This is a genomic window from Kordiimonas lacus (assembly GCF_001550055.1).
GTDB lineage: Bacteria > Pseudomonadota > Alphaproteobacteria > Sphingomonadales > Kordiimonadaceae > Kordiimonas > Kordiimonas lacus.
This window is the reverse complement of record NZ_LRUA01000003.1, coordinates 667471-692060: the sequence shown is the minus strand read 5'-3', so window position 1 is coordinate 692060 and position 24590 is coordinate 667471. Positions and strand designations below refer to the sequence as shown.

Genomic DNA, 24590 nt, shown 5'->3' with positions numbered 1-24590 from the left:
TACACCGCTTTTGGAGGAAACAAATGACTTCGCAAAAATTTGCGACGAAGGCAGTCGTGCGCCCAAGCATTACACGGCTTCTTTCATCAACGGCGCTGGCCGCCACGCTGATGGCCGCGCCATCATTCGCCCAGGACGCAGATCAGAATACCGCACAGGACGCGGAAGAAGAGCTGCAGCTTGAAGAGATCTCGATCACCGGTTCCCGCATCAAGCGGACCGGTATCTCAACGCCCACGCCCACCACGATCCTGAATTCGGAAAACATTGAGCTGACCGGTGCGCGCAACGTGATCGACGTGATCAACGAACTGCCGCAACTGGGCCTCAGCTTTTCGAACGAAAGCACCAGCTTCAGCTTCGGCAACGCCGGCCTGAACTTCGGTGACCTCAGGAACCTTGGCGCCAAGCGGACGCTTTCTCTGGTGGATGGCCGCCGTTCTGTGGGTGTGCCAGACGACGAGAACTTCCTGTCGTTTGACGTGACCACCCTGCCGCCGGAACTGATTGAGCGGATCGAGGTGATCACCGGTGGCGCGTCTGCCGTTTATGGCGCGGACGCGGTTTCCGGCGTGATCAACTATATCCTCAAGGACGACTATGAAGGCGTCACGGTCACCGCGCAGGCCGGCACGTCGGACGAAGGCGACAGCGAAAATTATTCGACGTCTGTCACGGCAGGCGGCAACTTCGATGGCGGCAAGGGTAATGCGGTGGTGTCATTCGAATATAGTGATTCGAACGGGCTGTTTTACCGCGACCGCGATCAGGCCATCAGCGGCCTCTTCTTCGTGGGCAACCCTGAAGACACCGGCGAAGGCGACGGCATCCCGTCACAAGTAGCACTGGACGGGCACCGCTATATCAACTTCGGTGTGCCGAACGCCACCATCTGGGGCCCGGACTGGAGCATCTACAGCTTCAATGAGGACGGCACCCCCTTCCAGGCTGTGCCGGTGGACCAGATCGTGGACTGGTACGCCACCCGCAGCGACTTTGGCGGCATCCCGGGCTATACCGACCGCGCGCGTATTCCGGTGAACCGCTACAACGGCTTCGCCAAGCTGCGCTATGACCTTTCAGACAATGTGCGGCTCAAGTTGCAGACCCGCTATTCCCGCACTGAAGCCAACGATACCATCGGCCCAGCTTTCGCGATCAATGCCGGAATCGACACGGTCTCTGCCGACAACCCGTTCGTGACAGACGAGCTGCGTGCGCTTCTGGGCGGGGCGGAAAGCTTCACCTTCTCGCGCCAGTTCAACGAGTTCGGCCCGCGCCAGAGCGACATCGAGCGTGAGTTCTTCGCCATCACTGGCGGTGTTGAGGGCACCTTTGCAGAAGGCTGGAGTTGGGATGTCTTCTACCAGTGGGGCGGCACCACCACCACAAACACCAACCGGAACGACCGGCTGGATGCCAGGTACGAGCAGGCGCTGGATGCGATCATCGATCCAGACAGCGGCGAAGTGGTCTGCCGGGACCAGTCAAACGGCTGTGCGCCCCTCAACCCGTTCGGGCCTGAAGGCACGGTCAGCCAGGCGGCGGTGGACTTTATCACCACCGACCACACAACCCTGACGCGGAACGAACAGCAGCTGTTGTCTGCGTCTGTCACGGGGCCGATCTTCGACCTGCCGGCCGGCGAAGTGCAGGTGGCACTGGGCGCTGAATACCGCAAGGACATGCTTGATTTCAAACCCAGCTGGGTTTGGCAGGAAGCGGCGGGCTTTTTCGCCAGCCAGTTCTCGCCGGTGAAGGCCAGCAACTCGGTGAAGGAAGCCTTCGCGGAAGTTCTGGTGCCGGTGGTCAAGGATGCGCCGTTCGCCAAGGAAATCAATCTGGAGGCCGCGATCCGTCTGGCAGACTATGAATATGCCGGGTCGAACACCAGCTGGAAGCTGGGCGGTGACTGGCAGGTGATTGACGATATCCGCTTCCGGGCCGTTTATGCCCGTGCGGTGCGCGCGCCTGCGCTGGGTGAGCTGTTTAACCCCGGCAGCCGGGGTGCGTCGAGCCTGAGCGACCCGTGTGACGCCCTGAATGTGAACGAGAATGCCAACCGGGCAGCCAACTGCGCGGCCCTCGGCATCCCCGATGACTTCATCGCCCAGACCCGGTCGGTGACCACCCTTGTCTTCTCCACCGGTAACGAAAACCTTGATGTTGAAAAGGCGGATACCCTGACGCTCGGCGTGGTGTTGACGCCGCGCTTTGTGCCGGGCCTGACCGTTACGGCCGACTATTTCGATATCGACCTCAAGGGCGGTATCACCCGCTTTGGCGCGCAGAATACGCTCGATAACTGTGTGGATCTGCCGTCGCTCGACAACGGCTTCTGTGATGCGGTCAGCCGCGGGGCCGACGGCAACATCCAGGAAGTGCTGGACACCTTCATCAACGCCTCGGGCTTCCGGACCAAAGGCGTGGATTTCGAGGTGAACTACGGCTTCAATCTGGATGATACCGTCGGCGTGCCGGGGGATCTGTCGTTCAAGGTGCTGGGCTCCTACCTCGACAGCTATACCTTCCTGCAGGTGGCAGACGCAGATGACGCGGTTGCGGACCAGCAAGCGGGTGAAACCTGGAACCCGAACTGGCGTGTCAATCTGGATACCACCTACCGGAACGGTGCTCTGACAGTGAACTGGCAGACGCGTTTCACCGACAGCATGCGCAACAGCAACACGGCTGACGCTGAATTCTACAGCATCTCCAAAGTGCCAGCCCAGTGGCGCCATGACCTGCAGGTGAACTACCAGTGGAATGACCGCGTAGGCCTCTATGCCGGTGTTGACAATGTGTTCGACAAGATGCCGCCGCTGCACCCGTGGTCCTACCGGGGTAACGGCTTCTACAGTCTTGTTGGCCGGTATGTGTATGCCGGTGTGAGAATCCGTCTGCAATAATCGACCCTAAGCGAACTTCCCGCAGACGACCAAGGCCGCCCCATTTCCTTCCGGGGCGGCCTTTTCCTTTGTATCCCGCCATCTTGCGCTTTCCTTTCGAAAGGCAGGCCAACTGCGATTGACAGCGCTGTCTTTTGTGGCTACTAGTGAGGTCTGGTTTTGATTTTTGCGCGCCCTGCTGGTTGGAAGCATGCGGTGGCGGGCATGGGTTTCTGCGGTTGATGGCTTCGGCCTTGGCCGCGCCCGAAAGGGAAGGGGTATGACAGAGATTACAACATGTATTGTTGCCGACATCGGCGGCACCAATGGCCGTTTCGGCGTTGCAACCTTCAGTGACGGCCGGGCCAGGCCGGAAATAGATCATGTGATCGTCTTCCCCTGCCGCGAATATGGCAGCCTCGGCCAGATGCTTGGGGCCTATATTGAAAAGCTGGGTGCCACTGTCCCGCGTGTTGCCAAGCTGGCGATCGCCGGCCCGACCACGGAAAAGAAGGGGCGCCTGACCAATTTGGGCTGGGATGTGGACGCAGACCAGATCGCCCAGACCCATGGGTTGGAGCTGGTTAAATTCGTCAATGATTTTGGTGCGCTTGCCCGTGCCTGCCCGTTTCTTGAAGAAGGCGTGGATTATGTCACGCTCAAGAACGGCGCGGTGGATAAGGCGGCGCCGATTTCCGTTATGGGGCCGGGCACCGGCTTTGGTGTGTCGCTTCTGGTGCCGAACGGCAAGGGCTATCACACGGTATCCACCGAAGGCGGTTTCATGGCCTTCGCGCCAGGTTCACGGCTGGAGCATGACCTGACCGAACATCTGCGCGCAGAGCTTGGTTATGTTTCGGTGGAAAGCTTCCTGTGCGGCGAAGGTATCGCCCGCATCTACCGCTTCCTGGTGGACTATGGCGGTGGCGGTGACCGGGACCTCAGCCCGGCGCAGATCACCAAGTTGGCTGCTGAAGGCGGCGCGCCCGCTTGCACGCGCGCTGTGCAACTGTTCCTGTCGATCGTGGGCGCCACGGCGGGTGATATCGCATTGGTGCACGGCGCCAAGGGCGGCATCTTCCTGGGTGGCGGTATCCTGCCGAAAATCGCCGACATGGTGGGGCCAAGTGACCTGCTGCGGCGCTTCGTTGCCAAGGGCGCGCAGTCAGCTTACGTGGAAACCATTCCGGTGCATCTGATCACAGCCAAATATGCGGCGCTTGTCGGCGCGGCGGTGGCCTAGGCTTCCGCCCTATTTGGTGGATCTGAAGAAGGAATAGAGCAGGGTGGGGCGAACTGCCCCATCTCTGACCCCGCCATTGGCGCCATCTGTGGGCGTCTCAAGAACCGGCAGGTCCAACACCCGCAACGGCAGGAACTCCCGCCCCTCGAACGGCACCAGGCCGATGCACTCCCCAAACATGTCACCACCCGCGATGCGGGCGAAATAGCTGGCATAATGCGGGAACAGCGTATTCGGCAGGTCCGCAAAGCTGCCGCCGGCCTTTATCAGATTGCCAAAAATGGCTTCAGCCGTGGTGCCCACCAATCGGAAGCGGATGTTGCCGTCGGCCCTCAGGTCGGAGATGATCATGCGGTCGTGCCAGCCGCCGAAGTCCTGGAAGGAAATATCACTTTTGAGCGGCAGATAGCCATCGCTGCGTTGCCACAGCCGGGTGACTTTGGCAAAGGGTTTCAGGAAGGGGTCGTCTTCAGCACCATCCAACTGCTGCAGGGGGAATGTGTTGGTGGTAAAGCCAACCGATGTTCTGTCCTTTATGCCGTCGTCCATCGCGCTGCCTGATGTTGAAGGGTTCATGCAAACACAACTCTAAGAAAAACACCCTATCATATTACGCGCATCAGGCGAGGGGTGGATCAAAAAAAGCACCCCGGTCAGCCGATGCTGCCGGGGTGAAGATGTGCTCTCTGCAGGTGCGGCGCGGGGTGGGAGGAACCCTGCCCGGGCCGATGCCCCGCAAAGAGGCCCCTAAACTGTTGGAAGCCGGGCACCCGGAGTATCCGGGGGCTGGCTTCCGAGGAAACAAGAAATCGCGGCGGAACCAGGGGCGCCTTGGGAGGGGGAGGAAGGCACGTGGAAGGTGCCAGGCGGCAGCCCCTGATTCCATCTTTTTTGCAAAATAAAGCAAAAAATGAAAATAGCAACAAAAATTGCAAAGGTCTTTGCAGTTGTGCGGTTTCGGAGTAGGTGCGAGAAAATAACGCCTGGCCGGGATGTTTTTCGATAAGCCATTGATTTAATGCGGTATATAAAGATTCTCATACCAATAGCCTCTGGCCTCCCTTTGATTTTTTTGTGAAAAAATTTGGAAATAGATTGCAAAAACATGCAAATATATGTTTATGTCAATCTCAAGCGAGAAGGATGAGTTCGCCCCCATGGGTAGGGAAGTAACGGGAAGTATGGGCAATGGCTTTGGCGCAGCATAATAAAAGCGATAACAATGTGGTTGGGCAGGCGCAGGCGGATACCGATTGGTGGCGCGGTGCGGTGATCTATCAGGTGTATCCGCGCAGTTTCATGGACGCGAGCGGCGATGGTGTCGGCGACCTGAAGGGCATCACCAGCAAGCTGGACCATATCGCCTCCCTTGGCGTGGACGGCATCTGGCTGTCACCCTTCTTCACCTCCCCCATGAAGGACTTCGGCTATGACGTGGCAGACTTCTGCGACGTTGACCCCATCTTTGGCACGCTTGCGGATTTCGACGCGCTTCTGGCACGCGCCCATGCGCTGGGCCTCAAGGTGATCATCGACCAGGTCTATAGCCACACGTCCGACCAACACCCCTGGTTCCAGGAAAGCCGCAAGGGCAGGGCGGGCGACAAGGCCGACTGGTATGTCTGGGCCGACGCCAAGGCGGACGGCAGCGCGCCGTCCAACTGGATGTCTGTTTTCATGGGGTCCAGCTGGGCATGGGACGCCCACCGCGGCCAATATTATCTGCATAATTTCCTGGAGAGCCAACCGGACCTGAATGTCCATAATCCGGCGGTGCAGGACGCGCTCCTGGAAGCGGGCCGCTTCTGGCTCGACCGCGGCGTTGACGGCTTCCGCATGGATGCGGTCAATTTCATGATGCATGACCCAGAGTTCAGGGATAACCCGCCGGCGTATGAATATCGCGGTGACAAGCCGTTTGACCTGCAGGAACATCTCTATAACCAGAGCCACGCCGACATCCCGAAATTCCTGGCCCGCGTGCGTGCCATGATGAACGACTATCCCGGCACCTTCACGGTGGCCGAGGTGGGCGGCGAACGCGCGCTTGAAGAAATGCAGCTGTTCACGCGTGGCGAGCAGGGCCTCAATACTGCCTACAGCTTTGAATTTCTGGAAGCCGACACGCTGTCGGCCAAGGTGATCCGCGAGGCGGTTGAGGCCTGGCCGGACACGCCTGACATGGGCTGGCCGTCTTTCACCTTCTCAAACCACGACCGGCCGCGTGCCGTATCGCGCTGGGCGCTGGACACCCAGACCGAGGACAATCCGGCTTTCGCCAAGATGCTGAATATGCTGATCCTCGGCCTGCGCGGCAGTGTGTGCCTCTATCAGGGCGAAGAACTGGGCCTGCCGCAGGCGCACGTGCCGTTCGAACGCCTGACCGACCCGGAAGCCATCGCCAACTGGCCGGCGACATTAGGCCGCGACGGCACCCGCACCCCCATGCCGTGGGACGCGAATGCCCCGCATGCCGGCTTCAGTGGCCATGAACCCTGGTTGCCTGTGGACCCGCGCCATGCCGCGCGCGCTGTCAGCGTGCAGGACGGGGATGAGGCGTCTGTACTGAATGCGCTTCGGGCGTTCCTCTCGTTCCGCAAAACCCAACCCGCGCTCATCAAGGGCGGTATCCGGTTCCTTGAGGCACCCGAGCCCGTTCTGGCATTTGACCGCACGTATGAGGGTGAGACACTGACATGTGTGTTCAACCTGTCCGATCAGCCGCAAACCTGGTCTGGCGATACATCCGGTGTGTCGCTCTTTTCCCTTGAAGGCGCGGCGCCAGGAAAACCCCTGCCACCCCATGGAGCCTATTGCCTGCGCCGGGTCTAGCCTGATCCTAAAGGCCGTAGTAAAGCGGCACGACTAGCGAAAAGACAGCCCACAGCAGCAGGATCAGGGGGATCCCCAACCGCATATAGTCCGTGAACCGGTAGCCGCCGGGCGCCATCACCAACAGGTTGGTCTGGTAGCTTACGGGTGTCGCGAACGAACAGTTGGCAGCAAAGATTACCGTAACAATGAAGGGTAGTGTCGGCAGCCCCAAGGTCATGGCCATATCCACCGCGATGGGTGTGAAAAGGATGGCCGTGGTATTGTTGCTGAGGATGTTGGAGACTGCCGCGATCAGCAGGAACAGGGCAGACAGGATGATGGCTGGGGATGCATCTGCGAGCGCGGTGAGCAAACCGTGAGCCAGATAGGCAGCGCCGCCCGACGCCGCGAGCGCTGTCCCCATGGCAAGCGCCGCCCCCACCAGCAAAAAGACCTGACGGTTGATGGCCCGGCTGGCTTCCTGGATGGTCAGGCAGCGGCAGGCGATCATCAGAAGCGCCCCGGTTAGCGCGGCGATAACCAGCGGCAGCAATCCGCTGGCAGCCACGATGACAGTGGCCAGAAAGATGGTGCGGGCGGCCCACCGTTTGCGCAGGTCCGGCACGGCGCGACCTGACCATTCCAGAAGAATGACGTCACGGCTGGACCGCAGGCTCCGCATCTCGGCGACCGAGCCGTATACCAGCAAGACATCGCCGGCCTGCAGCCTTATGTCGCCCAACCCTGTGCGCAGCATTCGGGTGCGGCGCTGGATGCCGACGATAATGCCCCCTATCAGCGCGGGATCGATACGCTGCTTGAGCGGGCGACCGTCAAGGACCGATGCAGGCGGCAATAGTACCTCGAACAGGTGGCCGCCCGACGGCTGTGGGGCGCCAACGTCCTGGTTCCGGCTGGTGTGCGGATTGTCAGGTATAAACGACATGGGATCATCGGATACAAGGCCATGCAGGTCTTCCAGTGTGGCCGCAAGGGTTACCCGGTCGCCCGGTTGTAGCGACAGGTCATCGAAGGGCGGCAGGATGGTGGTGCTGTCCCGGTGTATCAGACGCACCGTCATGCCGGGAAAGCAGGGGAACATGCCAGCAGTTGCGGTGGTGCCAAGCCATGGGCTCTGCGGTCCAACTGTCAGTTCGGCAATGAAATGCCTGCCGTGTTTGTTTGGGTTTGAGGCGCCCTGTCTGTCGGCGCGTGGTTTCAGCAGGAAAGGCCCGAATATCCAGAGATAGGCGAGGCCAGTGGCGGCCAATAGCATGCCGGGCGCTGTAAAATCGAAGAAACCAATCGTCTCGCCGGTTATGGATTGGTAGGCACCAGCAGTCAGGAGATTCGTGCTCGTGCCGATCAGTGTGGTCATGCCGCCCAGGATCGCTGCGAAGCTCAGCGGCATCAGGACACGGCCCGGGCTCTGCCGTAGTTTTTCCGACAGCACAATCATGATTGGCAGGAACATCACCACAACCGGCGTGTCGTTGAGGAAGGCACTGATCGCCATGACCAGCAGCAGGCAGACAAAGATCAACAGCTTCGGTCTGTGCCGTCCGCGCCTGAGCAGATACGCTGTCGGGCCGGCAAAGGCGGCGGTTCGGCTCATGCCCTGTCCAATAACCATCAATGCGAGAATGGTAATGAGTGCCGGGTGCGCAAGACCCGACAAAAGCTGGCCGGTGGTAACAAGGGGCAGGCCATCAGAACCCCGCAGGGGTGCAAACTGAAACAGCAGCATCAGGCCTGCCAGCACGCCAAGCGAGATCACTTCTACGCTGAACCGCTCGGTCGCATAGAGAAGGATTGCGCAGGCGATAACCAGAAAGGTCGCCCACATATGAAACGACGCTACAGCAAGGTCCATTCGGGTCTCCGGTAGCAGCTTCAGGCTCAGGGCCGCATGCAATTATATCTGGAAACAGGCTGGACGGTTACCAAAATCGGGGACCTGGCATGATGGGGTGTTCGAGGTCCATGCCTGATCACGGCCAGCGTAAAGGCCATTCAGAAAACCTGAATGGCCTATGGGAACTTTGCAGTTGTTTTGGTGCCTGCACTTGTCGGGCAAAGGCTCAGGCAGTCAGTTTGGGTTGCAGCCTGTCGGCGTGGTTGGTTTCAAGATACGCCTGTATTTTATCCAGCATCATATGACCGTAGGCTGTATTGGCGTGACGGATATCGCCTTCGATTTCGGTTTCGAGGTCCTGCCGCAGGAAGCCATCTTCCGCGCGCACACCGTCTGGCGGCATGATCACATCCACATCCAAGGCGTTTAGAAAGCTTGTCATCACATGATGGTAGCGGCTTTCCATATGCAGGATGACATCCTTGCTGACGTTGCGTTGCAGGATGGGCAGGTGGCGCTGCAGGGGCGGCGAGGCCATGACAAAGAATGGAATGTCCAAACTCTTCACGGCTTCAAAGAAGGCGCGTTGGCCTTTGGTGTCGTCTCTGATGATAGCGTCCGTCACGGCATCTGAAAGCGGCATCTTGTCTGTGCCTTCGCTGAAGTTCGCAGGTGCAAAACGCCGCCAGCTGGTATTTTGGCAAACCCGGAAGGGAAACAGGCCGAGCGAAATCCCGAACAGGAACTGGTCCCCTCGGCGCATGGTGTTTTTGCCCGTCAGCCGAAGCAGGGCTTGTCTGCTGCGCCTCAGGCTGAAGCTGATGTGATTGTCATGGCGGGTGAAAAAGTCATGCACCAGCTGGCCACCCGGGCCCAGGCCGGCGATGCGGATGCTATCCATCGCAGGGCGCTCCGCTGCCGCGCGGATCAGGCAGCTGGTATGCGAATCGCCGATAAGAATGATCATAAAAGGGCCTCCGCCGCCAGCAGTTCTTCCTCGCACACGAGGTCATCATCCGATGCCGCAGGGGAGGCGGTTTCCGGGGCTTTTTCTGTCGGGGGGCTGTGCTGGGCAAAGAAATGTTCCATCACAAAATCAACGCCCCTTGGCGTGACCGTGCGCAAATTTCCGTCAAAGAACATGGCCCGAACCGGGTGACTGGAAACAATCTCATAGGACGGAAAATAGTCGGTTCCCGCGTCTTCCGCCGTCAGTTCGCCGGCTGCGGCGCGCAAGACAGCCTTTGAATAGCTGCTGGCGACAAGAACATGGTTGCCGGATGCCGTGGCGGTCAGCGGAACAGGCGATACCGTCAACAGGAAGCGAATGCCGGGATTGATTGCCCTGACCCGTTCGCGGAACCGTCGGAAAGACGCGACGACCTCAGAAGTGGTGAAGTTGCGAAACTCGTACTTTGCGGGGTCGAAACTTCCGGCTGCAGTCCCGGGGCAGATAGGATAGACGCTGCCGTCCTCTTTGTTAACCCAGGCTTCCGTCAGGCCGAGGGTGAAGATGAAGACGTCCGTTTTGTTGAACAGGCGCTTTACGGCACCGAAGTGCGCCCGTTGCATGATCCTGAATTCTTTTTCAGATGCAAAGCCGTCGGGCTCAATCGTTGGCCGGAACGGGTCGTAATAGCGGCCGTCTTTTTCCCAGACATCTTCTGATGGCGTGAAGCGGCCCGTTGCTCGCTCAAGCAATTGTTCCAGTTGCTGGACAGTATATATGTTGCCGTAGCGGGCAGAATAGAGGTGATACCCGTAGGTCCGGGCTGTTTCTTTCGACAGGAAGCCGGGCGCTGGTTCAAAGTCCCGATAGTTGAACCCGCTTTTTGCCATATGGCGGCCGATATGCTGGGCGAAGCAGCTGCCTGCTGAGGCAACAGCCATGTCAGGTCCTATTGCAAATTTCTTTGTATACAGGCGTTGGAACGCTAGCGGATTATGCGCAGCGACGCCGGACCGCCAATAGGCTTCCTCCGGCAAGTTCTGATATGGATGCTGGACACCATTATCTGATGCAGACATGTAACTTCCTCAATAGCAAGATGTCTGGTTGAAAAACACTTTGTTAAGCAACCAGAGGTGTTCTAACGACTATAATTGGGGGAGTCCAGTGTCGCTATGGTTTACGGTCACGGCGGGTCGCCAACCACCAGCATCTCGCTGTCGATCTTGTCGCGATTCTGTACCCGTATCTTGGCGGCTTCATCGTCATAGAGGAACGGCAGCGTGGCGAACCGTTCGCCTTTGGTGACCGGTGTGGCTTCATGAAGGAGCGAGCAGGAAAACACCACGGCACCACCGGTTGGCGGCTTGTAGGTGCGCGTGCCGAATTCGGGAAAGCACAGTTCGCCGCCGTCATGGCCTTCTGCATTCAGATTGATGCTCACCGCAAAGCGGCGGTGGGCCGTGCCACTGGTGGTGTTGTCCCTGTGGCGTTTGAAAAAGCCTTTCTCTTCGGCGCCGTAGCGCGCAATGATGTAGCGTTCGATCCGTGTGGCATTAAACTGGAAGGCCTTCATGACTTCCGGCTTCAGCCGGTGCGCGATGGCGTTGTTCAGCATATTGCGGATCTTGGCGTCATTGATATGCATGTCGCTGCGGCGCTTGAAGGTCGTATCCATGATAGGGACGGTGCGCCCGCCAAGTTCCCGCATGAAGCCTGATGGGTTCGGTGCGCCTTGCCTGTAGAGGTCGATCAGATGTTCACAAAACCCAGGGGTCAGTACGCGGGGCACCATCAGTACCGGGGCCCACGGGCTCTGTCCTTCCACGGCATGATCTTCCGCCCGTGGCAGGGACCGGGTCGCGCTGAGCAGTTTGTCTGTCTCCTGCAGGCTTCCTTTGCGGTAAACCCGCATCATGGGGTCAATAAGATACCAGCCGCCTGAATACCGCAGGCCTTCGTCGGACCGTTCGGCCACGCCATAGGAAATGGCGATCTGGCCATCAGGATCGTGGAACACGCGGGCTGGGGAAAATACCCGCCCGACGCCTTCGTCCTGCTGGTCGCGCTCTTCCAGGCTCACGGCAAAGGCTACGAATTGTTGGCCGTTCTGTGGCAGGCCAGCGGCGGCAAGCGTATCAATGAAGGTGCGGGCCGCCGGGCACCGTCCGTCGCCCAGGAAAGCCAGAAGAATGAAGCGCCCACCCAGGCTGGCAAAGTTGAAGCGTGGGTTGGCTTGCGTGGCGGCATGAAACCAAGGCACAGGCCGACCCCATTCGATCAAGGATATATTCCCCATAATCACTGTCTCTCAAACGGCGCACAGCTGGCGCCAAAATCTGCCATATGGCAGCCCCCATGCGGCATGGCCTCTTTCGCTTCTGCCGATAGATTCATACGTCAGAATTTCATGCCTGAGAATAGGAATACCGTTGGCCCTGAACGCTTTTATTCCAGCGGTGGAAAATTTCCCTTTCCAAAGCCCCCTCGTTTCGGATAATGGGGTCGTGAAAAGGCGGCCAGGCCTTCAGGCTCCGTCCGTTTCGAGTATTCCAGAAAATGAAGTTTTGATTTTCCCATTGAATGAGCGGGGCTTATGTCCCACCTTCAGGACATGCGTGGAGGCACGGGAATGCGGAGCAAACTGATTATCGGTTGGCGCGAATGGGCGGCATTACCGGATCTTGGCGTGGACCATATCAAGGCCAAGATCGATACGGGCGCCAAGACCAGCGCGATCCATGCTTACCGTGTGAAGAAAATTGTGAAAGACGGCGCCCCGTGGGCGGCTTTCCGGCTGCATCCGGTGCAAAAGCACAAGAAGCCGGAAATCCTGTGCGAGGCCCCCATCGTTGATGAGCGTCTGGTCAGAAGCTCCAACGGTCACGAAGAGACCCGGTTTGTGGTCAGGACGACGCTGCGGCTGGGGCCGCTGGCGCGCCCGATTGAGTTGACGCTCACAAACCGGGACGAAATGGGCTTCCGCATGCTGATCGGACGCCAGGCACTGAAGAAATTTTATCTCGTAGACAGCGGACTGTCCTATGGCCTTGGTGAGCCTGACAACCCGCTCTACCGCACCTAATTCCAGAGGAAGGGCTATTATGCGTATTGCACTGCTCACCCGAAATCCAAACCTCTATTCGCACCAGCGGCTGATGGAAGCCGCGCGCGAACGGGGCCATGAAATCGACCCCATCGACACCATGAAGGTTTATATCAATATTGCCTCGCACCGGCCAGAGATGCGCTACAAGGGCGATATCCTGTCAGGCTATGACGCGGTGATCCCGCGGATTGGCGCGTCGGTTACCTTCTTCGGTACTGCCGTTTTGCGGCAGTTCGAGATGGCGGGCGTGTACCCCTTGAACGAATCGGTGGCGATCACGCGCTCGCGCGACAAGCTCAGGAGCTTCCAGCTGCTGTCCCGCCGCGGCGTTGGCCTGCCGGTAACAGCGTTCGCGAATGGCACCAGTGAAGCAGACGATCTGATCGACATGGTCGGCGGCACGCCCGTGGTGATCAAGCTTCTCGAGGGCACGCAGGGCGTGGGTGTGGTGCTGGCGGACACGCGCGATGCGGCGCGGTCCATGATCCAGGCGTTCGGCAAGCTGAAGGCCCACATTCTGGTCCAGGAATATATCAAGGAAGCCGGCGCGTCCGACATCCGCTGCCTGGTGATTGATGGCAAGGTTGTGGCGTCGATGATGCGCAAGGGCGCCGAAGGCGAGTTCCGGTCGAACCTGCACCGGGGCGGCAGCTCGGGCACCGTCAAGATCACGCCGGAAGAACGGTCCACAGCCGTGCGCGCGGCCAAGATCATGGGCCTCAATGTGGCGGGCGTGGATATGCTGCGTTCCAACCACGGGCCGGTGATCATGGAAGTGAACAGCTCGCCGGGCCTTGAAGGCATCGAGAAAGCCACCGGTATTGATGTGGCGGGCAAGATCATCCAGTGCATTGAAAAGAATGCACGTCCGCACCGCACCAAAACCAAAGGGAAGGGCTAGGCCCATGGCCAGCGAGCGTAAAGCGCGGCGGGCGGCTTTCACGTTCGGTGACCATAAGGTTCAGCCGGGCAGCCGGGCGTCGTTGGCGCTCGAACTGCCGGGCCAAAGCCGCTATACGCCCTTGTCCATGCCGGTCCATATCATTCATGGCAAGAAAGATGGGCCAACCATGTTCATCTCGGCCGCCATCCACGGCGACGAGATCGGTGGCATTGAGATCGTGCGCCAGCTTTTGAAGCAGAAGGCGCTCAACCGCCTGCACGGCACGCTGATCTGTGTGCCGGTGGTCAATGTGTATGGCTTCCTCAACCACACCCGCTATATGCCCGACCGGCGCGACCTGAACCGGTCGTTCCCGGGCTCGGAGCATGGCTCGCTGGCGGCGCGCGTGGCCCATGTGTTCAAAACCGAAATCCTCGACCGCGCCGACTACGGCATCGACCTGCACACCGGCGCCAATCACCGCACCAATTACCCCCATATTCGCGCCAACATGGAAGACGAGGAAACGGCCCGGCTGGCCCGCGCCTTCAATACCGCCGTGATCGTGAATGCCACGTTGCGCGACGGGTCCCTGCGTGGCTGCGCGGTGGATCAGGGCGTGCCTGTGCTCCTCTATGAAGCAGGCGAAGCGCTCAGGTTCGAGACGCTGGCGGTGTCCGCCGGTGTGCGCGGCATATTGAACGTGCTGGGCGCGGTGGGCATGATTAAGCGCACCGCCAAACGCCGCCCGCACGTGACGGTGGAAGCCGAAACCTCGCACTGGGTGCGCGCCAAGCGCTCAGGCCTGATCCGGAACCCGATCGCGCTCGGGTCCCACGTTGAAAAGGGCGACCGGCTGGCGCACCTGTCGGACTGGCTGGGTGACGAGGAAAGCGACATCCGGGCAACCAAGGAAGGCGTGGTGATTGGCCGGACCAACCTGCCGATCGTCAATGAAGGCGACGCGCTCTTTCATGTGGCGGAATTTGACAATGCCGAAAAGGCTGGCAGGACGGTGGAACGCTTCGCAAGCTCACTCGAAGGCCTGGGCGAGGGCGACTATGTCGATCCGGTTGTGGCGGAAGAATAAACGCCATACCGTCCCCACCGAGCAGCGGATACAACCTGTGTTCCGGTCTTTCTGCTTGGCCCGATTCTGACCCCTGTCATTGTGATCCCATCTATGGTAGATAAAATTGTATCGAATGGGGGTTCGGTCGCTAACTGGGGTGGAAAATGACCGATTTCGACTTTATTAAATCAATTTCAAATGTGCCGAAACAGCCTGTGGAATCAACCATTAAAGGCGACGCCTTTGGCCGTCGGGCCGCCAATATGGATGGTGGGGCACATCGGCCTGCATTTACGACTCAGGCTTCGCCGCCGTGGGAACATGAGCCCGGCACACCCAGGAACAGCATTGGCTGGAAGATGGGCTCGGGCGCAGAATACCGGCAGCATTTCGAAAGCTGGTTCACGGGCCTTGATGATGAAAAGCGCGAAACTTTTATGCGGGAACACCCGGAACCTGAGGGCTGGCGCGGCTTCTACGGCAGCCTGATCGAAGGCGACTAAGCCCACCCTGCGACACGACCGCACGCGCGGTTCCCAGGTCCCGCTATCAGGCTTACCCAATGGCGAAGGCAGTTGCACCTTCCGTGAAGACGGCCAGGCGATGATGCTGGTTCGCGGTGAAGACGATGAAATCTCGCTCAAGCTTTGGGGTGCGACGGCAACCAAAAAGGCGGGCTAGTTTATTCCTTCTTTTTCAGACTTGTGCTGTAGTGGCATATCCAAGGAATTCGGGGACAGCATGGATGGGTCTTTTGCTTTTGATTTTGGCGAGCGCAGGCGCGCAGGGGCTGCTTTGGTTTGCCGGACCGTATCGACGCCTGAACCCCATTTTTCGGGCTTTTGCGGGAACTCTTGTCGGATCCATCGCTGGATATCTGATGGTCGATCAGTTGGCAACAGATGCGCAGGACTATTTCGCCATCTTCTACGGGGTAGCCATCGCATTCATGGCTGCCATCCTATTTGAGCTGATTTGCTGGGCAAGGCGCATGGCGCGCTAAATCGCCTCGGTGGCCTTGATCAGCCAGTCTTTCACCTCGCCGCTTACCTGCGGTTCCATCTCATTGCGCACGCGGGCGTGGTAGGCGTTCAGCCAGTCCACTTCGGCTTTTGTGAGCAGGCTGAAATCAATCAGCCGCGTGTCGATGGGCGCGAGCGTGAGGTCGTGAAGCTCCAGGAAGCCGTCCTCGCCCTCGACAATCTCGCACAGGTTCTCGATCCTGATGCCGAAGCGGTCGGCTTCATAATAGCCGGGCTCGTTGGTGATGGTCATGCCGGCCACCAGCTCAACATCATTCACCTGCTTGCCGATGCGCTGCGGGTGTTCGTGAACGGAAAGCCCCACGCCCACGCCGTGGCCGGTGCCGTGGTCATAATCCAGCCCTGCTTGCCACAGCGGCATGCGCGCCAGCGCGTCCAGCTGGTGGCCCTTGGTGCCTTTGGGGAAACGGGCGGTCGCCAGCGCGATATGGCCCTTCAGCACGCGGGTATAACGGTCCTTCACCTCGTCTGACACGTCGCCGATGGCGATGGTGCGGGTGGTATCTGTGGTGCCGTCCAGATACTGGCCGCCGCAGTCCAACAGGTAAATGGTGTTGGCCTCCAGCTTGCCTTCCTTGCCCGCAACCGGCGCATAGTGGCACAGGGCGGCGTTGCCGTCGGCGGCGGAGATGCTTTCGAACGACGGCTCCATAAACTGGTTGGCTTCCTTCCTATGCTCCAGGATCTTGTCGGCGGCCTCGATCTCGCTGATCGGGTTGCCTGCCTTGGCGCGCTTGTGGGCGTTGGCGTCCAACCACGACAGGAACTTCACCCAGGCTACGCTGTCGCGCTTGTTGGCGGCGCGCATGGCCAGGCGTTCGTGGCTGTTCTTGTGCGCTTTCGCAAGCGTCACCGGGTCGGCGGCCTTGTGCACGCTGCCGCCCGCGGCCTCGACAATCTGCTTGGCCGCAACGGGGCTCCAGTTCGGGTCGATCCACACACACTTGCGCGCGCTTCCCGCAGCCTTAAGGGCGTCGCCGAAGCTGTCCACAGTGCGCACCGTCACGCCGCCCAGGTCGATGTCCGCGCGGTCTGTGCCGAACTTGCGCTCGTCAATGAACCAGTCGGCCTTGCCGTCCGCAGATAGCAGCACGAAGCTGTGCGGCATGGGGTTGTAGGGCACATCGCCGCCACGCACATTCATCAGCCAGGCGATATTGTCCGGCAGGGTGATGGCCAGCGCGTCGGCGCCTGCGTCCTTCAGCATGGACGCAATCTTGGCCCGGCGCTCGCTGGCGCTTTCGCCCGCCATGCTTTCCGGGTAGGCGATCACCTTTCCAAGTGGCGCCGCCGGCTGGTCATCCCACGCCCGGTCGATCAGGTTTTCTTTGACCGGCACCAGCTCCGCGCCCGTGCCTTCAAGCTTGTCCGCGATCGCTTCAACCTGAGCCGCTGTGTGCAGCCAGGGGTCATAGGCGATGCGGTCGCCTTTCTGCGCGTGCTCCCCCAGCCACCGGGCAGGCGGATGGTCGTGCAGATGCTGGTGCGAGAAGGTTTCTAGGTCCACCTGCCGGGCTACCTGAACTGTATAGCGCCCGTCGACAAAAATGGCGGCGTCATCCGTGCGGACAACCGCCATGCCAGCCGACCCCGTAAAGCCCGTCAGCCACTGCAGCCGCTTGTCGCGCGCGGCGATATATTCGCCCTGATGGACATCCGCGAGCGGCACAAGGAAGGCCTGAACGCCTTCTTTTTCCATTTCAGCGCGTAGGGCGGCAAGGGGGCTGGTGGCGAGCATTCTGGGGTCTGTCCTTCTGTTTTTATGTCGTCACTCGCCGGCTTGACCGGCGAGTCCATGGCACGTGCCTTATATGGATTCGCCGACCAGATCGGCGAATGACGATATTGCTGTTTTATTCGTTTTCCTGCAGGTGTTTCATCAGGTCCCGCCGCGCGCCATTGATATGGTCATGCAACAGGCCGATGGCTTCGTTCTTGCGGCCGGTCTCACACAGGTCCACAAGGCGCACATGTTCTTCGTTGGCGCGGTCGCGGTTTTCCTCACTGAGGCTCAGCTGGATGCGCACATAGCGGTCCAGGTTGTCGTGGATTTTCTTGACCAGCTCCAGCGTGATCGGTCGTCCGGCGATGGCGTAAATCTCGGCGTGAAGCTGCCAGTTGATCTCCCCCCATTTTGTGGGGCTGGCGCCGTTCATCCGTTCGATGATCTTGCGCGACCGGGCGATGACGTCGGGCGTCATATGGTCGATGGCGCGGCCCAGCAGGTCGCCTTCCAGCGACATGCGGATATCGAAATATTCGTTGATCTCTTCCATCGATAGGCGCGAGACGATGGCACCCTTGTAGGGCACATTGACGACCAGCCCTTCGGCTTCAAGCTGCTGGAAGGCCTCGCGTACCGGAATCCGGCTGACGCCCAGCTTCTTGGCCACGTCATCCTGCCTGAGCTGTTCGCCTTGGGCATAGTCGCCAGAGAGGATCAGCTCTCTGAGCGCGTCCGCCACCTGTATCGCCAGCGATTTCCGTTTTACCGCCTGCACCTTTGCCATAAAATATCTTCCCAAGTTTACGTGGTCTTGGCCCTGAAGGCCTTCAGGGCCGGTATATGGATCGATTTATACTGTATCCAATGTCCAATCGCACGCATTTGTCTGGAAAATGCCAAATTATCTTTTTTTCCAAAGATCTGCAGGGCGCTGTGGCGTGGCAAAACCTTCCGGCAGCGGGTCGTCCTCCTCGAGGATAAAGCGGCTTTCACCAAAATAGTGCGCCTGGCCACCGACGCGCGCGATCACGGCGTCATGATTGCCGAACCGGGTGCGCTCCATGATGGTGCCGCCGAAGCTGACGCCCGAAGCGCCCTTGAAGCAGCAGCGCTGGCCTTTGGCGATCTCCTCGCGGGCGTGGGCAAGCGCAAGGCGGGCTGTCACGCCGGACCCTGTCGGGCTGCGGTCCAGCTGGCCGTCACCGAAGAAGCATAGATGATAGTTGACCTCACCCCGGTTGATCACCGCGCCTTCGGTGAGGATGGTGCCATACAGGAAGCCCAGGTCTTCTTCATGCGGGTGGGTGATGGTTTGTGTTGCGCGCAGCTGTTTGGTGATCTCCAGCGCGCGGGCCTTCAGCTCTTCAAGCGGGCTTTCGTGCAGATCAAGGCCCAGCCGGTCAGCGGGCACGATGGCATAATAGGCGCCGCCGAAGGCGATGTCAGCGCGGGTGCGGCCGATGCCGTCTAGGTCCACCGGCACATGATCAAGCGCCACATAGCCGGGCACATTCAGGAAGCGTACATGCTCGACCAAGCCGTCCTTGACGGTGGCGGAGATATCCACCAGCCCGCAGGGGCATTCAAGCGTGAAATCGGTGGTGCCTTCGGTGGCTTTGACACGGCCGCTTTCAATCGCCCAGCGCCCGAGAGCGATGGTGGCGTGGCCGCACATGGTGGAGTAGCCACTGTGGTGCATGAACAGGACCGACAAGTCGGCATCCGGGTGGCAGGGCTCCAGCGGCAGGGCGCCATACATTTCGGCGTGGCCGCGCGGCTCATGCATCAGGGCCTTTCTGATCCAGTCGTGCTTCTCAAGCGCGTCCCGCCGCTTTTCCAAGAGCGTCTTGCCCTTGAGCGCGGGGTATCCGCCGGTGATGATGCGCACCGGCTCTCCCGCCGTGTGCATATCGGTGACTTGAAACTGTTGCATTCTAATGTCCACTCGTTCGCGGCTCTGGCTACCTGTTTCCGGTCTGGCCGCTGTTTCTGTTGGGGCTGCCGCTACCTTGATCCCCTGCGGGGCAGGCATCAAGGGGGCGCACGCCAAAGATTTCTTACTCCCGCGCCAAAATATCTAAACCAAAGCAGGGTTGCAATAATATATTTTATACAATATAAGCTGATTTAAATTGTATACAATATAAAAAATAACACGAACCATAAGCAGGCCGAAACTGGCTGCGCATAACAATAAAAAGACAGGTCTGGCTCTCTCTGGGGTGTAGCTCAGGAAACGAGGAAGGTTTTAAAATGTATAACCAATTGAGAGGGCTGCGCACGGTGCGCATGTCTGCCCTGATGGCTGGCGCGTCGCTTGTGAGCGTGCTGGCAGCCACTGCCCCCGCGGGTGCCCAGGATGAGAATTTCGATGTGGAAGAGGTGGTGATCACCGGCTCCCGCATCGTGCGCCGCGACTATACAAGCCCCAGCCCGGTCGCGACCGTGGGGCAGGAACAGGTGGCCACATCCGGCGCCGTGACAGTCGAACAAATTCTGAATGAAATGCCGCAGCTGCAGGCGGCCAATACATCCAACGTGAACGCCCCCGGTGGCTCGGGCACGCTGACCGCCGACCTGCGCGGTCTCGGGTCCGCCCGCACGCTGGTGCTGGTGAACGGTCGCCGGTTTGCGCCAAGTGGTGCTGGCGGCGTGGTGGACCTGGCATCGGTGCCGCAGGCGCTGATCGATCGGGTCGAGGTTGTGACCGGCGGTGCTTCCGCGGTTTATGGTTCCGACGCCATTGCGGGCGTGGTGAACTTCATCCTCAAGGATGATTTTGAAGGCATGGAAGCTGCCTATAGCTACGGCTTTACCGAGCACGGTGGCGGCGAAACCCACAATGCGGAAATCACCATGGGCACAGGCCTGGGTGACGGCCGCGGCAACGCCGTGCTGTTCGCCAGCTACACCAAGCAGGACCCTGTATTCCAAAGCCAGCGTGCGCATTCTGAAACCGCGCTGTTCGAGGAAGGCGATGCGCTTGTGCCGGGCGGCTCCAGCCGCGTACCGGGCACGGCCGTGTTTGGCTCGAACCTGATTTACCCGGACGGCATCGCGAACCCGGGCTGTGATGACAGCATCGGCGCCATCTTCGGTGAAGGCGGCCAGCCGGGCACCTTCTGTTGGCCGGCTGACGCCTATAATTTCGCGGCCCCGAACTATCTCTTGCGCCCGCGTGATCGCTGGCAGATCACCGGCTCCGCCAATTATGAGATCACAGACAATATCACCGCCTTTGGTGAGGCCTTCTACATGAACACAGTCAACAACCTGCAGCAGGCACCCGCTGCCGTTGACTTTGAAATCGTTCCGGGCACGGCCACGCTGCCAGTGCCGCTCAACAATCCACTGCTCCCAAGGGGTGTTCGCGACTTCCTCGCCGCCAACTTCGATGAAGACGGTGATGGGGTCGCGACACTCGTGGGCGCGCGGCGTCGTTTCCTGGAAACGGGTTCACGGCAGCAGATTTATGACCGCAACAGCTTCCAGGTCGTGGGTGGCCTGAAGGGTGACGTTGAAGGCTATAACTGGGAGCTGTTTTACCAGTATGGCCGTACGTCCACAGACGAGGAGTTGAAAAATCTGGTGTCCAACCTCAGGGTGGCGCAGGGCCTTGATGTGGTGGTTGATGATGACGGTAACGTAACTTGCCGCAATGAGACCTTCGGCTGTGTGCCGCTGAATATCTTCGGCTTTGATTCCATCACACCGGAAGCAGCAGCGTTTGTGACGCCGACCGCCTTCTCGAAAACGGTGGCCTCGCGCCAGGTGATCGGCGGCTCCATCGCCGGTGACGTGTTCGACCTGCCTGCGGGCGCCGTGGGCGTGGCCGTTGGTTTTGAGTATAGGAAGGAAAGCGCGCGCTACAGCCCGGACGCCACGATCCAGTCCGGCGAGCTGGGCTCGGGGTCTGACGGCCTGCCGCTGTCGGGCGACTTCGACCTGTGGGAAGTGTTTGCGGAAACCCGTGTGCCGCTCATCGCCGACGCGCCGTTTGCGCACTATCTTGGGCTTGAGGCGGCTGTGCGCTACTCTGACTATTCGTCCATTGGCGGTGTCTTCACCTTCAAGGCGGGCGGTGAATGGGCGCCGGTTGCGGACCTTCGTTTCCGTGCCCTGTTCCAGCGCGCAGTACGGGCCCCGAACCTCGGGGAACTGTATGCCGGCCAGGCCAGCGGTGCGGTGGCTTACTCCGACCCGTGTGACGTGGACCGAAACCCGTCGGAAGCTGTCAGAAACTTCTGTATCGCGCAGGGCATCCCGGCTGACACCATCGACAACTTCCAGGAAGACGATGTCACCATCGGTGTGTTTGGCGGCAACCCGGACCTGATGGAAGAACGCTCTGACACCTACACGGTCGGCTTCGTGTTCCAGCCGTCTGCGGTGCCGGGCTTCTCCTTGTCGGCGGACTACTATAGCGTGGATGTGGATGACGCGATCTCCAGTATCGGCGTGCAGACCACCATCGACCTGTGCTTTGACGCGCTTGACCTCAATGACCCAGCGTGCCAGCGCATCGGCCGGATCTCAAACGGCAAGATGAACCGGGTGCAAAGCTTCAATGCCAACATCGCGCGCTTCAGCGTGAAGGGCCTTGATGTGCAGGCCGATTATGTCTTCGACCTGCCAGACAGCGTGGGTGTGGGCGGCAACAGCGCCAGCCTCAAGACCCGTGCGCTCGGGTCCTGGCAGTTCCAGAATGAGTTCGTACCGTTTGAAGGCGAAGCGCCGACAGACTGCGCGGGCAAGTTCGGCGGGGGCGCTTGCTCCGGCCAGGGCATTCCGATCGTGCTTGGCTTCAAGGCGCTTGTGGGCATGGACTACCGCAGTGGGCCGCTGGGCGTCAGCCTGCAGGGCCGCTACCAGGGCTCTGTAGACCCAATCAATGCGGACAATGTGATCGATAAGATCGATGCCCGCATCTATGCCGACATGGCGGTATCCTACCAGGTCTCTGAGAATGTCGAGCTGATGGGGATCATCGATAATCTCTTTGACACCAAGCCACCGGTTATCGGTTTCGGTAACGGCGGCGACACCAACTCTGACCCGGCGGTGTATGACCCGCTTGGTCGCAGGTTCATGGTGAAGGCACGCTTCAGCTTCTAGGCGGGCGCGTGCTGCACTCGGGCGGGGGCCATTGTGTCCCCGCCTTTTTTATGATCACACTGCCAGAGAAATTGCCAGGAAAGGAGACATGGCCCCATGGTACAGATGATTGACGCAGCAGGCGTGGCGCAGGCCACCCCGTTTCCGGCCTTGGTGGACGCGCTTGACGCCGCGTTCAGGAACCCGCCGGAGACGCCCCGGCGGCATCATTATGACGTGGACAAAAATAACCCGGGGCGCATGACGCTCCTCAACATGCCCGCGTGGGAGGCAGGCCGCTATATGGGCGTGAAGCTGGTGTCGGTGGCGCCGGAAAATACTGCCAAGGGTCTGCCGACAGTGACGGGCTTTTACCTGCTGTTCAGCGCCCAGGACGGCCAGCCGCTGGCTTTCATTGATGCGGCGGAACTGACGGCCCGGCGCACGGCGGCTGCCAGCGCGCTCGCGAGCCGCTATCTGTCCCGTCCGGACGCCAAACGGCTCCTCATTGTCGGAACCGGGAAACTCTCGGCCTATATGGCCCAGGCCCATGCATCGGTGCGTGACTATGACGTGATTGAGGTTTGGGGTCGGAGCTCGGACAAGGCCGCCGCAATTGTGGATGCCGCGCGCGCAGCAGGCCTTGAGGCGCGCGTGGCGGTGGATCTGGAAGCCAACGCCCAGCAGGCGGATGTGATCAGCTGCGTGACGTCCTCGGCCAGGCCTGTGATCTCTGGCGACTGGTTGAAAGAGGGCACACATCTGGATCTGGTTGGTGCATACAGGCCTGACATGCGCGAGGTGGATGACAGCGCAATCAGAAAAGCCAGAATTTTTGTCGATACTTTCGAGAATGCGCTTCATGAAGCGGGTGAAATATTAATACCCATGAAAGCCGGTGTGATTGCCCGCGATGACGTGTTGGCCGACCTGTTCGATCTGGCGCAGGGGCGGAAAAAAGCCCGGATTTCTGCGGGTGAGGTGACGCTGTTCAAGTCGGTCGGAACGTCGCTTGAAGACTATGCGGGCGCCTGTCTGGTGGCCGAAAACCTGCCTGCATAAGGCTGCTTTTGGCAATAATAGTTAAAATTTGAAGCAAATATTTACGGTTTCATCACTAGGGGTCATTATGATTTCAACGAATCATGAATTACCTCCTTTGAGATGCAAAAGTGACTGGCAATATGGACCTGAAGACGCTGACAAATATGTTCCCGTCGCACAAACTTGTGATGGGCGAGCAGTTCGCCCAGGAAAATGTGAGTGCCCTGAAAGTCAAAAGCGTTCTTCGCTGGTCAGACACCATCTTTGTCAATTGCGATTTCAGCGAGACCAAGTTTCATCTGCTGATGTTGCAGGGTGCTATTTTCTTCAAATGTGATTTCGCTGGCGCCGTGTTCACCGCCTGCGATATCGACGGCACCGAATTTGTTGCCTGCAACATGACCTGCGCCGATTTCGAAGGCTCCTGCGTTCAGGACAGCAATTTTTCCGATTGCATCATTGGCGGCATGATTGGACCACGGGACTTTGAGAGCTGCAGCTTTGAAAGCCCTCGCTATTCGCGTCACATTCCGATCACCTCTAACGTGCCCTACTATTCCATTTCGACGCCTACGCGGCCGCTTACCATTTTCTGCACCCCGAACGCCTGGCGGGTGCACGGCGAAGGCATCCGCGTGACCGTGACGCCCGAAGACCTGCCCCATGTGGAGGAGCCCTTCAAAAGCGCGGTCACCTGCGTGCATGAGCTGGAACAATCCGTGGGCCGTGAGGCGGTGAAGCAGGTGCTGGGCGAACCGCACCGCATCCCGGAAAAAACCTCATCAAGCGAAGACGCCTAGGCGCACTTTGATCTGAGCAGACAGAAGCGGGCTTTCGCCCGCTTTTTTTATTGGCTGCGCTGCCAAGTTA

19 protein-coding genes are annotated in these 24590 nt (G+C 59.6%); 11 read left to right on the top strand and 8 right to left on the bottom strand.

The genetic code is table 11. The annotated features are described in order from the left end of the window. Positions 1–23 precede the first annotated feature (23 nt). On the top strand, positions 24–2909 hold the full coding sequence (locus KORLAC_RS06525; RefSeq protein ID WP_068304574.1) for a TonB-dependent receptor plug domain-containing protein: 2886 nt from the start codon (positions 24–26) through the stop codon (positions 2907–2909). A gap of 259 nt (positions 2910–3168) precedes the next feature. Then, entirely contained in the window at positions 3169–4131 is a 963-nt protein-coding gene (gene glk, locus KORLAC_RS06520) for a glucokinase (RefSeq protein ID WP_068304572.1), read from the top strand. Positions 4132–4140: 9 nt separating this feature from the next. On the opposite strand, the gene KORLAC_RS06515 is transcribed toward glk, so the two are convergent. Further along, positions 4141–4707 (bottom strand): PAS domain-containing protein, encoded by a 567-nt coding sequence (locus tag KORLAC_RS06515; protein ID WP_139167547.1) that lies wholly within the window; start codon positions 4705–4707, stop codon positions 4141–4143. A 612-nt stretch (positions 4708–5319) separates the two neighbouring features. Between KORLAC_RS06515 and KORLAC_RS06510 the strand changes: the two genes are divergently transcribed. Then, on the top strand, positions 5320–6963 hold the full coding sequence (locus KORLAC_RS06510; protein WP_068304567.1) for an alpha-glucosidase family protein: 1644 nt from the start codon (positions 5320–5322) through the stop codon (positions 6961–6963). A gap of 7 nt (positions 6964–6970) precedes the next feature. Here KORLAC_RS06510 and KORLAC_RS06505 read toward each other — a convergent pair whose 3' ends face one another. The 4 genes from KORLAC_RS06505 to KORLAC_RS06490 form a co-directional block, all read right to left on the bottom strand. After that, positions 6971–8818 (bottom strand): SLC13 family permease, encoded by a 1848-nt coding sequence (locus KORLAC_RS06505; protein WP_068304565.1) that lies wholly within the window; start codon positions 8816–8818, stop codon positions 6971–6973. A gap of 208 nt (positions 8819–9026) precedes the next feature. After that, positions 9027–9767: a hypothetical protein gene (locus tag KORLAC_RS06500; RefSeq protein WP_068304562.1), complete on the bottom strand. Its 741-nt coding sequence runs from the start codon at positions 9765–9767 to the stop codon at positions 9027–9029. Then, on the bottom strand, positions 9764–10690 hold the full coding sequence (locus tag KORLAC_RS06495) for a GSCFA domain-containing protein (protein WP_206594867.1): 927 nt from the start codon (positions 10688–10690) through the stop codon (positions 9764–9766). The genes KORLAC_RS06500 and KORLAC_RS06495 overlap by 4 nt, the downstream gene beginning before the upstream one ends. A gap of 245 nt (positions 10691–10935) precedes the next feature. Further along, positions 10936–12048 (bottom strand): 2OG-Fe(II) oxygenase, encoded by a 1113-nt coding sequence (locus tag KORLAC_RS06490; protein WP_068304555.1) that lies wholly within the window; start codon positions 12046–12048, stop codon positions 10936–10938. A 333-nt stretch (positions 12049–12381) separates the two neighbouring features. On the opposite strand from KORLAC_RS06490, the gene KORLAC_RS06485 reads away from it, so the two are divergent. From KORLAC_RS06485 to KORLAC_RS06465, 5 genes are all read left to right on the top strand, one after another. Continuing rightward, entirely contained in the window at positions 12382–12834 is a 453-nt protein-coding gene (locus KORLAC_RS06485; protein ID WP_068304553.1) for an ATP-dependent zinc protease family protein, read from the top strand. Positions 12835–12853: 19 nt separating this feature from the next. Next, on the top strand, positions 12854–13759 hold the full coding sequence (rimK, locus tag KORLAC_RS06480) for a 30S ribosomal protein S6--L-glutamate ligase (RefSeq protein ID WP_068304551.1): 906 nt from the start codon (positions 12854–12856) through the stop codon (positions 13757–13759). Between the two features lie 4 nt (positions 13760–13763). Beyond that, positions 13764–14831 (top strand): succinylglutamate desuccinylase/aspartoacylase family protein, encoded by a 1068-nt coding sequence (locus KORLAC_RS06475; RefSeq protein WP_068304550.1) that lies wholly within the window; start codon positions 13764–13766, stop codon positions 14829–14831. A 146-nt stretch (positions 14832–14977) separates the two neighbouring features. Further along, positions 14978–15316 carry a hypothetical protein gene (locus KORLAC_RS06470; RefSeq protein ID WP_068304548.1) on the top strand — a complete coding sequence of 113 codons (339 nt, stop codon included), beginning with the start codon at positions 14978–14980 and terminating at the stop codon, positions 15314–15316. A gap of 242 nt (positions 15317–15558) precedes the next feature. Next, positions 15559–15816 (top strand): hypothetical protein, encoded by a 258-nt coding sequence (locus tag KORLAC_RS06465; protein WP_068304546.1) that lies wholly within the window; start codon positions 15559–15561, stop codon positions 15814–15816. On the opposite strand, the gene KORLAC_RS06460 is transcribed toward KORLAC_RS06465, so the two are convergent. The 3 genes from KORLAC_RS06460 to KORLAC_RS06450 all read right to left on the bottom strand — a co-directional run bounded on the left by KORLAC_RS06460 (position 15813) and on the right by KORLAC_RS06450 (position 19515). Then, positions 15813–17594 (bottom strand): aminopeptidase P family protein, encoded by a 1782-nt coding sequence (locus KORLAC_RS06460; RefSeq protein ID WP_068304544.1) that lies wholly within the window; start codon positions 17592–17594, stop codon positions 15813–15815. The genes KORLAC_RS06465 and KORLAC_RS06460 overlap by 4 nt on opposite strands. Before the next feature lie 115 nt (positions 17595–17709). Then, on the bottom strand, positions 17710–18366 hold the full coding sequence (locus KORLAC_RS06455; RefSeq protein ID WP_068304542.1) for a GntR family transcriptional regulator: 657 nt from the start codon (positions 18364–18366) through the stop codon (positions 17710–17712). 117 nt (positions 18367–18483) lie between these two features. Continuing rightward, on the bottom strand, positions 18484–19515 hold the full coding sequence (locus KORLAC_RS06450; RefSeq protein ID WP_074519386.1) for a proline racemase family protein: 1032 nt from the start codon (positions 19513–19515) through the stop codon (positions 18484–18486). Between the two features lie 320 nt (positions 19516–19835). On the opposite strand from KORLAC_RS06450, the gene KORLAC_RS06445 reads away from it, so the two are divergent. From KORLAC_RS06445 to KORLAC_RS06435, 3 genes are all read left to right on the top strand, one after another. Then, positions 19836–22697, top strand: coding sequence for a TonB-dependent receptor plug domain-containing protein (locus KORLAC_RS06445; RefSeq protein ID WP_068304540.1), 2862 nt, complete (start codon positions 19836–19838; stop codon positions 22695–22697). A 96-nt stretch (positions 22698–22793) separates the two neighbouring features. Then, positions 22794–23738, top strand: a complete 945-nt coding sequence (gene lhpI / locus KORLAC_RS06440; protein WP_206594866.1) for a bifunctional Delta(1)-pyrroline-2-carboxylate/Delta(1)-piperideine-2-carboxylate reductase — start codon at positions 22794–22796, stop codon at positions 23736–23738. Between the two features lie 110 nt (positions 23739–23848). Then, positions 23849–24520, top strand: a complete 672-nt coding sequence (locus KORLAC_RS06435; RefSeq protein ID WP_139167550.1) for a pentapeptide repeat-containing protein — start codon at positions 23849–23851, stop codon at positions 24518–24520. Positions 24521–24590: the final 70 nt, after the last annotated feature.

What these genes read in the sequence shown, in the direction of transcription:
- KORLAC_RS06525 (WP_068304574.1), top strand. Translation starts at nt 24, where the DNA reads ATGACTTCGCAAAAATTTGCGACGAAGGCAGTCGTGCGCCCAAGCATT.
- glk (WP_068304572.1), top strand. Translation starts at nt 3,169, where the DNA reads ATGACAGAGATTACAACATGTATTGTTGCCGACATCGGCGGCACCAAT.
- KORLAC_RS06515 (WP_139167547.1), bottom strand. Translation starts at nt 4,707, where the DNA reads ATGAACCCTTCAACATCAGGCAGCGCGATGGACGACGGCATAAAGGAC.
- KORLAC_RS06510 (WP_068304567.1), top strand. Translation starts at nt 5,320, where the DNA reads ATGGCTTTGGCGCAGCATAATAAAAGCGATAACAATGTGGTTGGGCAG.
- KORLAC_RS06505 (WP_068304565.1), bottom strand. Translation starts at nt 8,818, where the DNA reads ATGGACCTTGCTGTAGCGTCGTTTCATATGTGGGCGACCTTTCTGGTT.
- KORLAC_RS06500 (WP_068304562.1), bottom strand. Translation starts at nt 9,767, where the DNA reads ATGATCATTCTTATCGGCGATTCGCATACCAGCTGCCTGATCCGCGCG.
- KORLAC_RS06495 (WP_206594867.1), bottom strand. Translation starts at nt 10,690, where the DNA reads ATGGCTGTTGCCTCAGCAGGCAGCTGCTTCGCCCAGCATATCGGCCGC.
- KORLAC_RS06490 (WP_068304555.1), bottom strand. Translation starts at nt 12,048, where the DNA reads ATGGGGAATATATCCTTGATCGAATGGGGTCGGCCTGTGCCTTGGTTT.
- KORLAC_RS06485 (WP_068304553.1), top strand. Translation starts at nt 12,382, where the DNA reads ATGCGGAGCAAACTGATTATCGGTTGGCGCGAATGGGCGGCATTACCG.
- rimK (WP_068304551.1), top strand. Translation starts at nt 12,854, where the DNA reads ATGCGTATTGCACTGCTCACCCGAAATCCAAACCTCTATTCGCACCAG.
- KORLAC_RS06475 (WP_068304550.1), top strand. Translation starts at nt 13,764, where the DNA reads ATGGCCAGCGAGCGTAAAGCGCGGCGGGCGGCTTTCACGTTCGGTGAC.
- KORLAC_RS06470 (WP_068304548.1), top strand. Translation starts at nt 14,978, where the DNA reads ATGACCGATTTCGACTTTATTAAATCAATTTCAAATGTGCCGAAACAG.
- KORLAC_RS06465 (WP_068304546.1), top strand. Translation starts at nt 15,559, where the DNA reads ATGGGTCTTTTGCTTTTGATTTTGGCGAGCGCAGGCGCGCAGGGGCTG.
- KORLAC_RS06460 (WP_068304544.1), bottom strand. Translation starts at nt 17,594, where the DNA reads ATGCTCGCCACCAGCCCCCTTGCCGCCCTACGCGCTGAAATGGAAAAA.
- KORLAC_RS06455 (WP_068304542.1), bottom strand. Translation starts at nt 18,366, where the DNA reads ATGGCAAAGGTGCAGGCGGTAAAACGGAAATCGCTGGCGATACAGGTG.
- KORLAC_RS06450 (WP_074519386.1), bottom strand. Translation starts at nt 19,515, where the DNA reads ATGCAACAGTTTCAAGTCACCGATATGCACACGGCGGGAGAGCCGGTG.
- KORLAC_RS06445 (WP_068304540.1), top strand. Translation starts at nt 19,836, where the DNA reads ATGTATAACCAATTGAGAGGGCTGCGCACGGTGCGCATGTCTGCCCTG.
- lhpI (WP_206594866.1), top strand. Translation starts at nt 22,794, where the DNA reads ATGGTACAGATGATTGACGCAGCAGGCGTGGCGCAGGCCACCCCGTTT.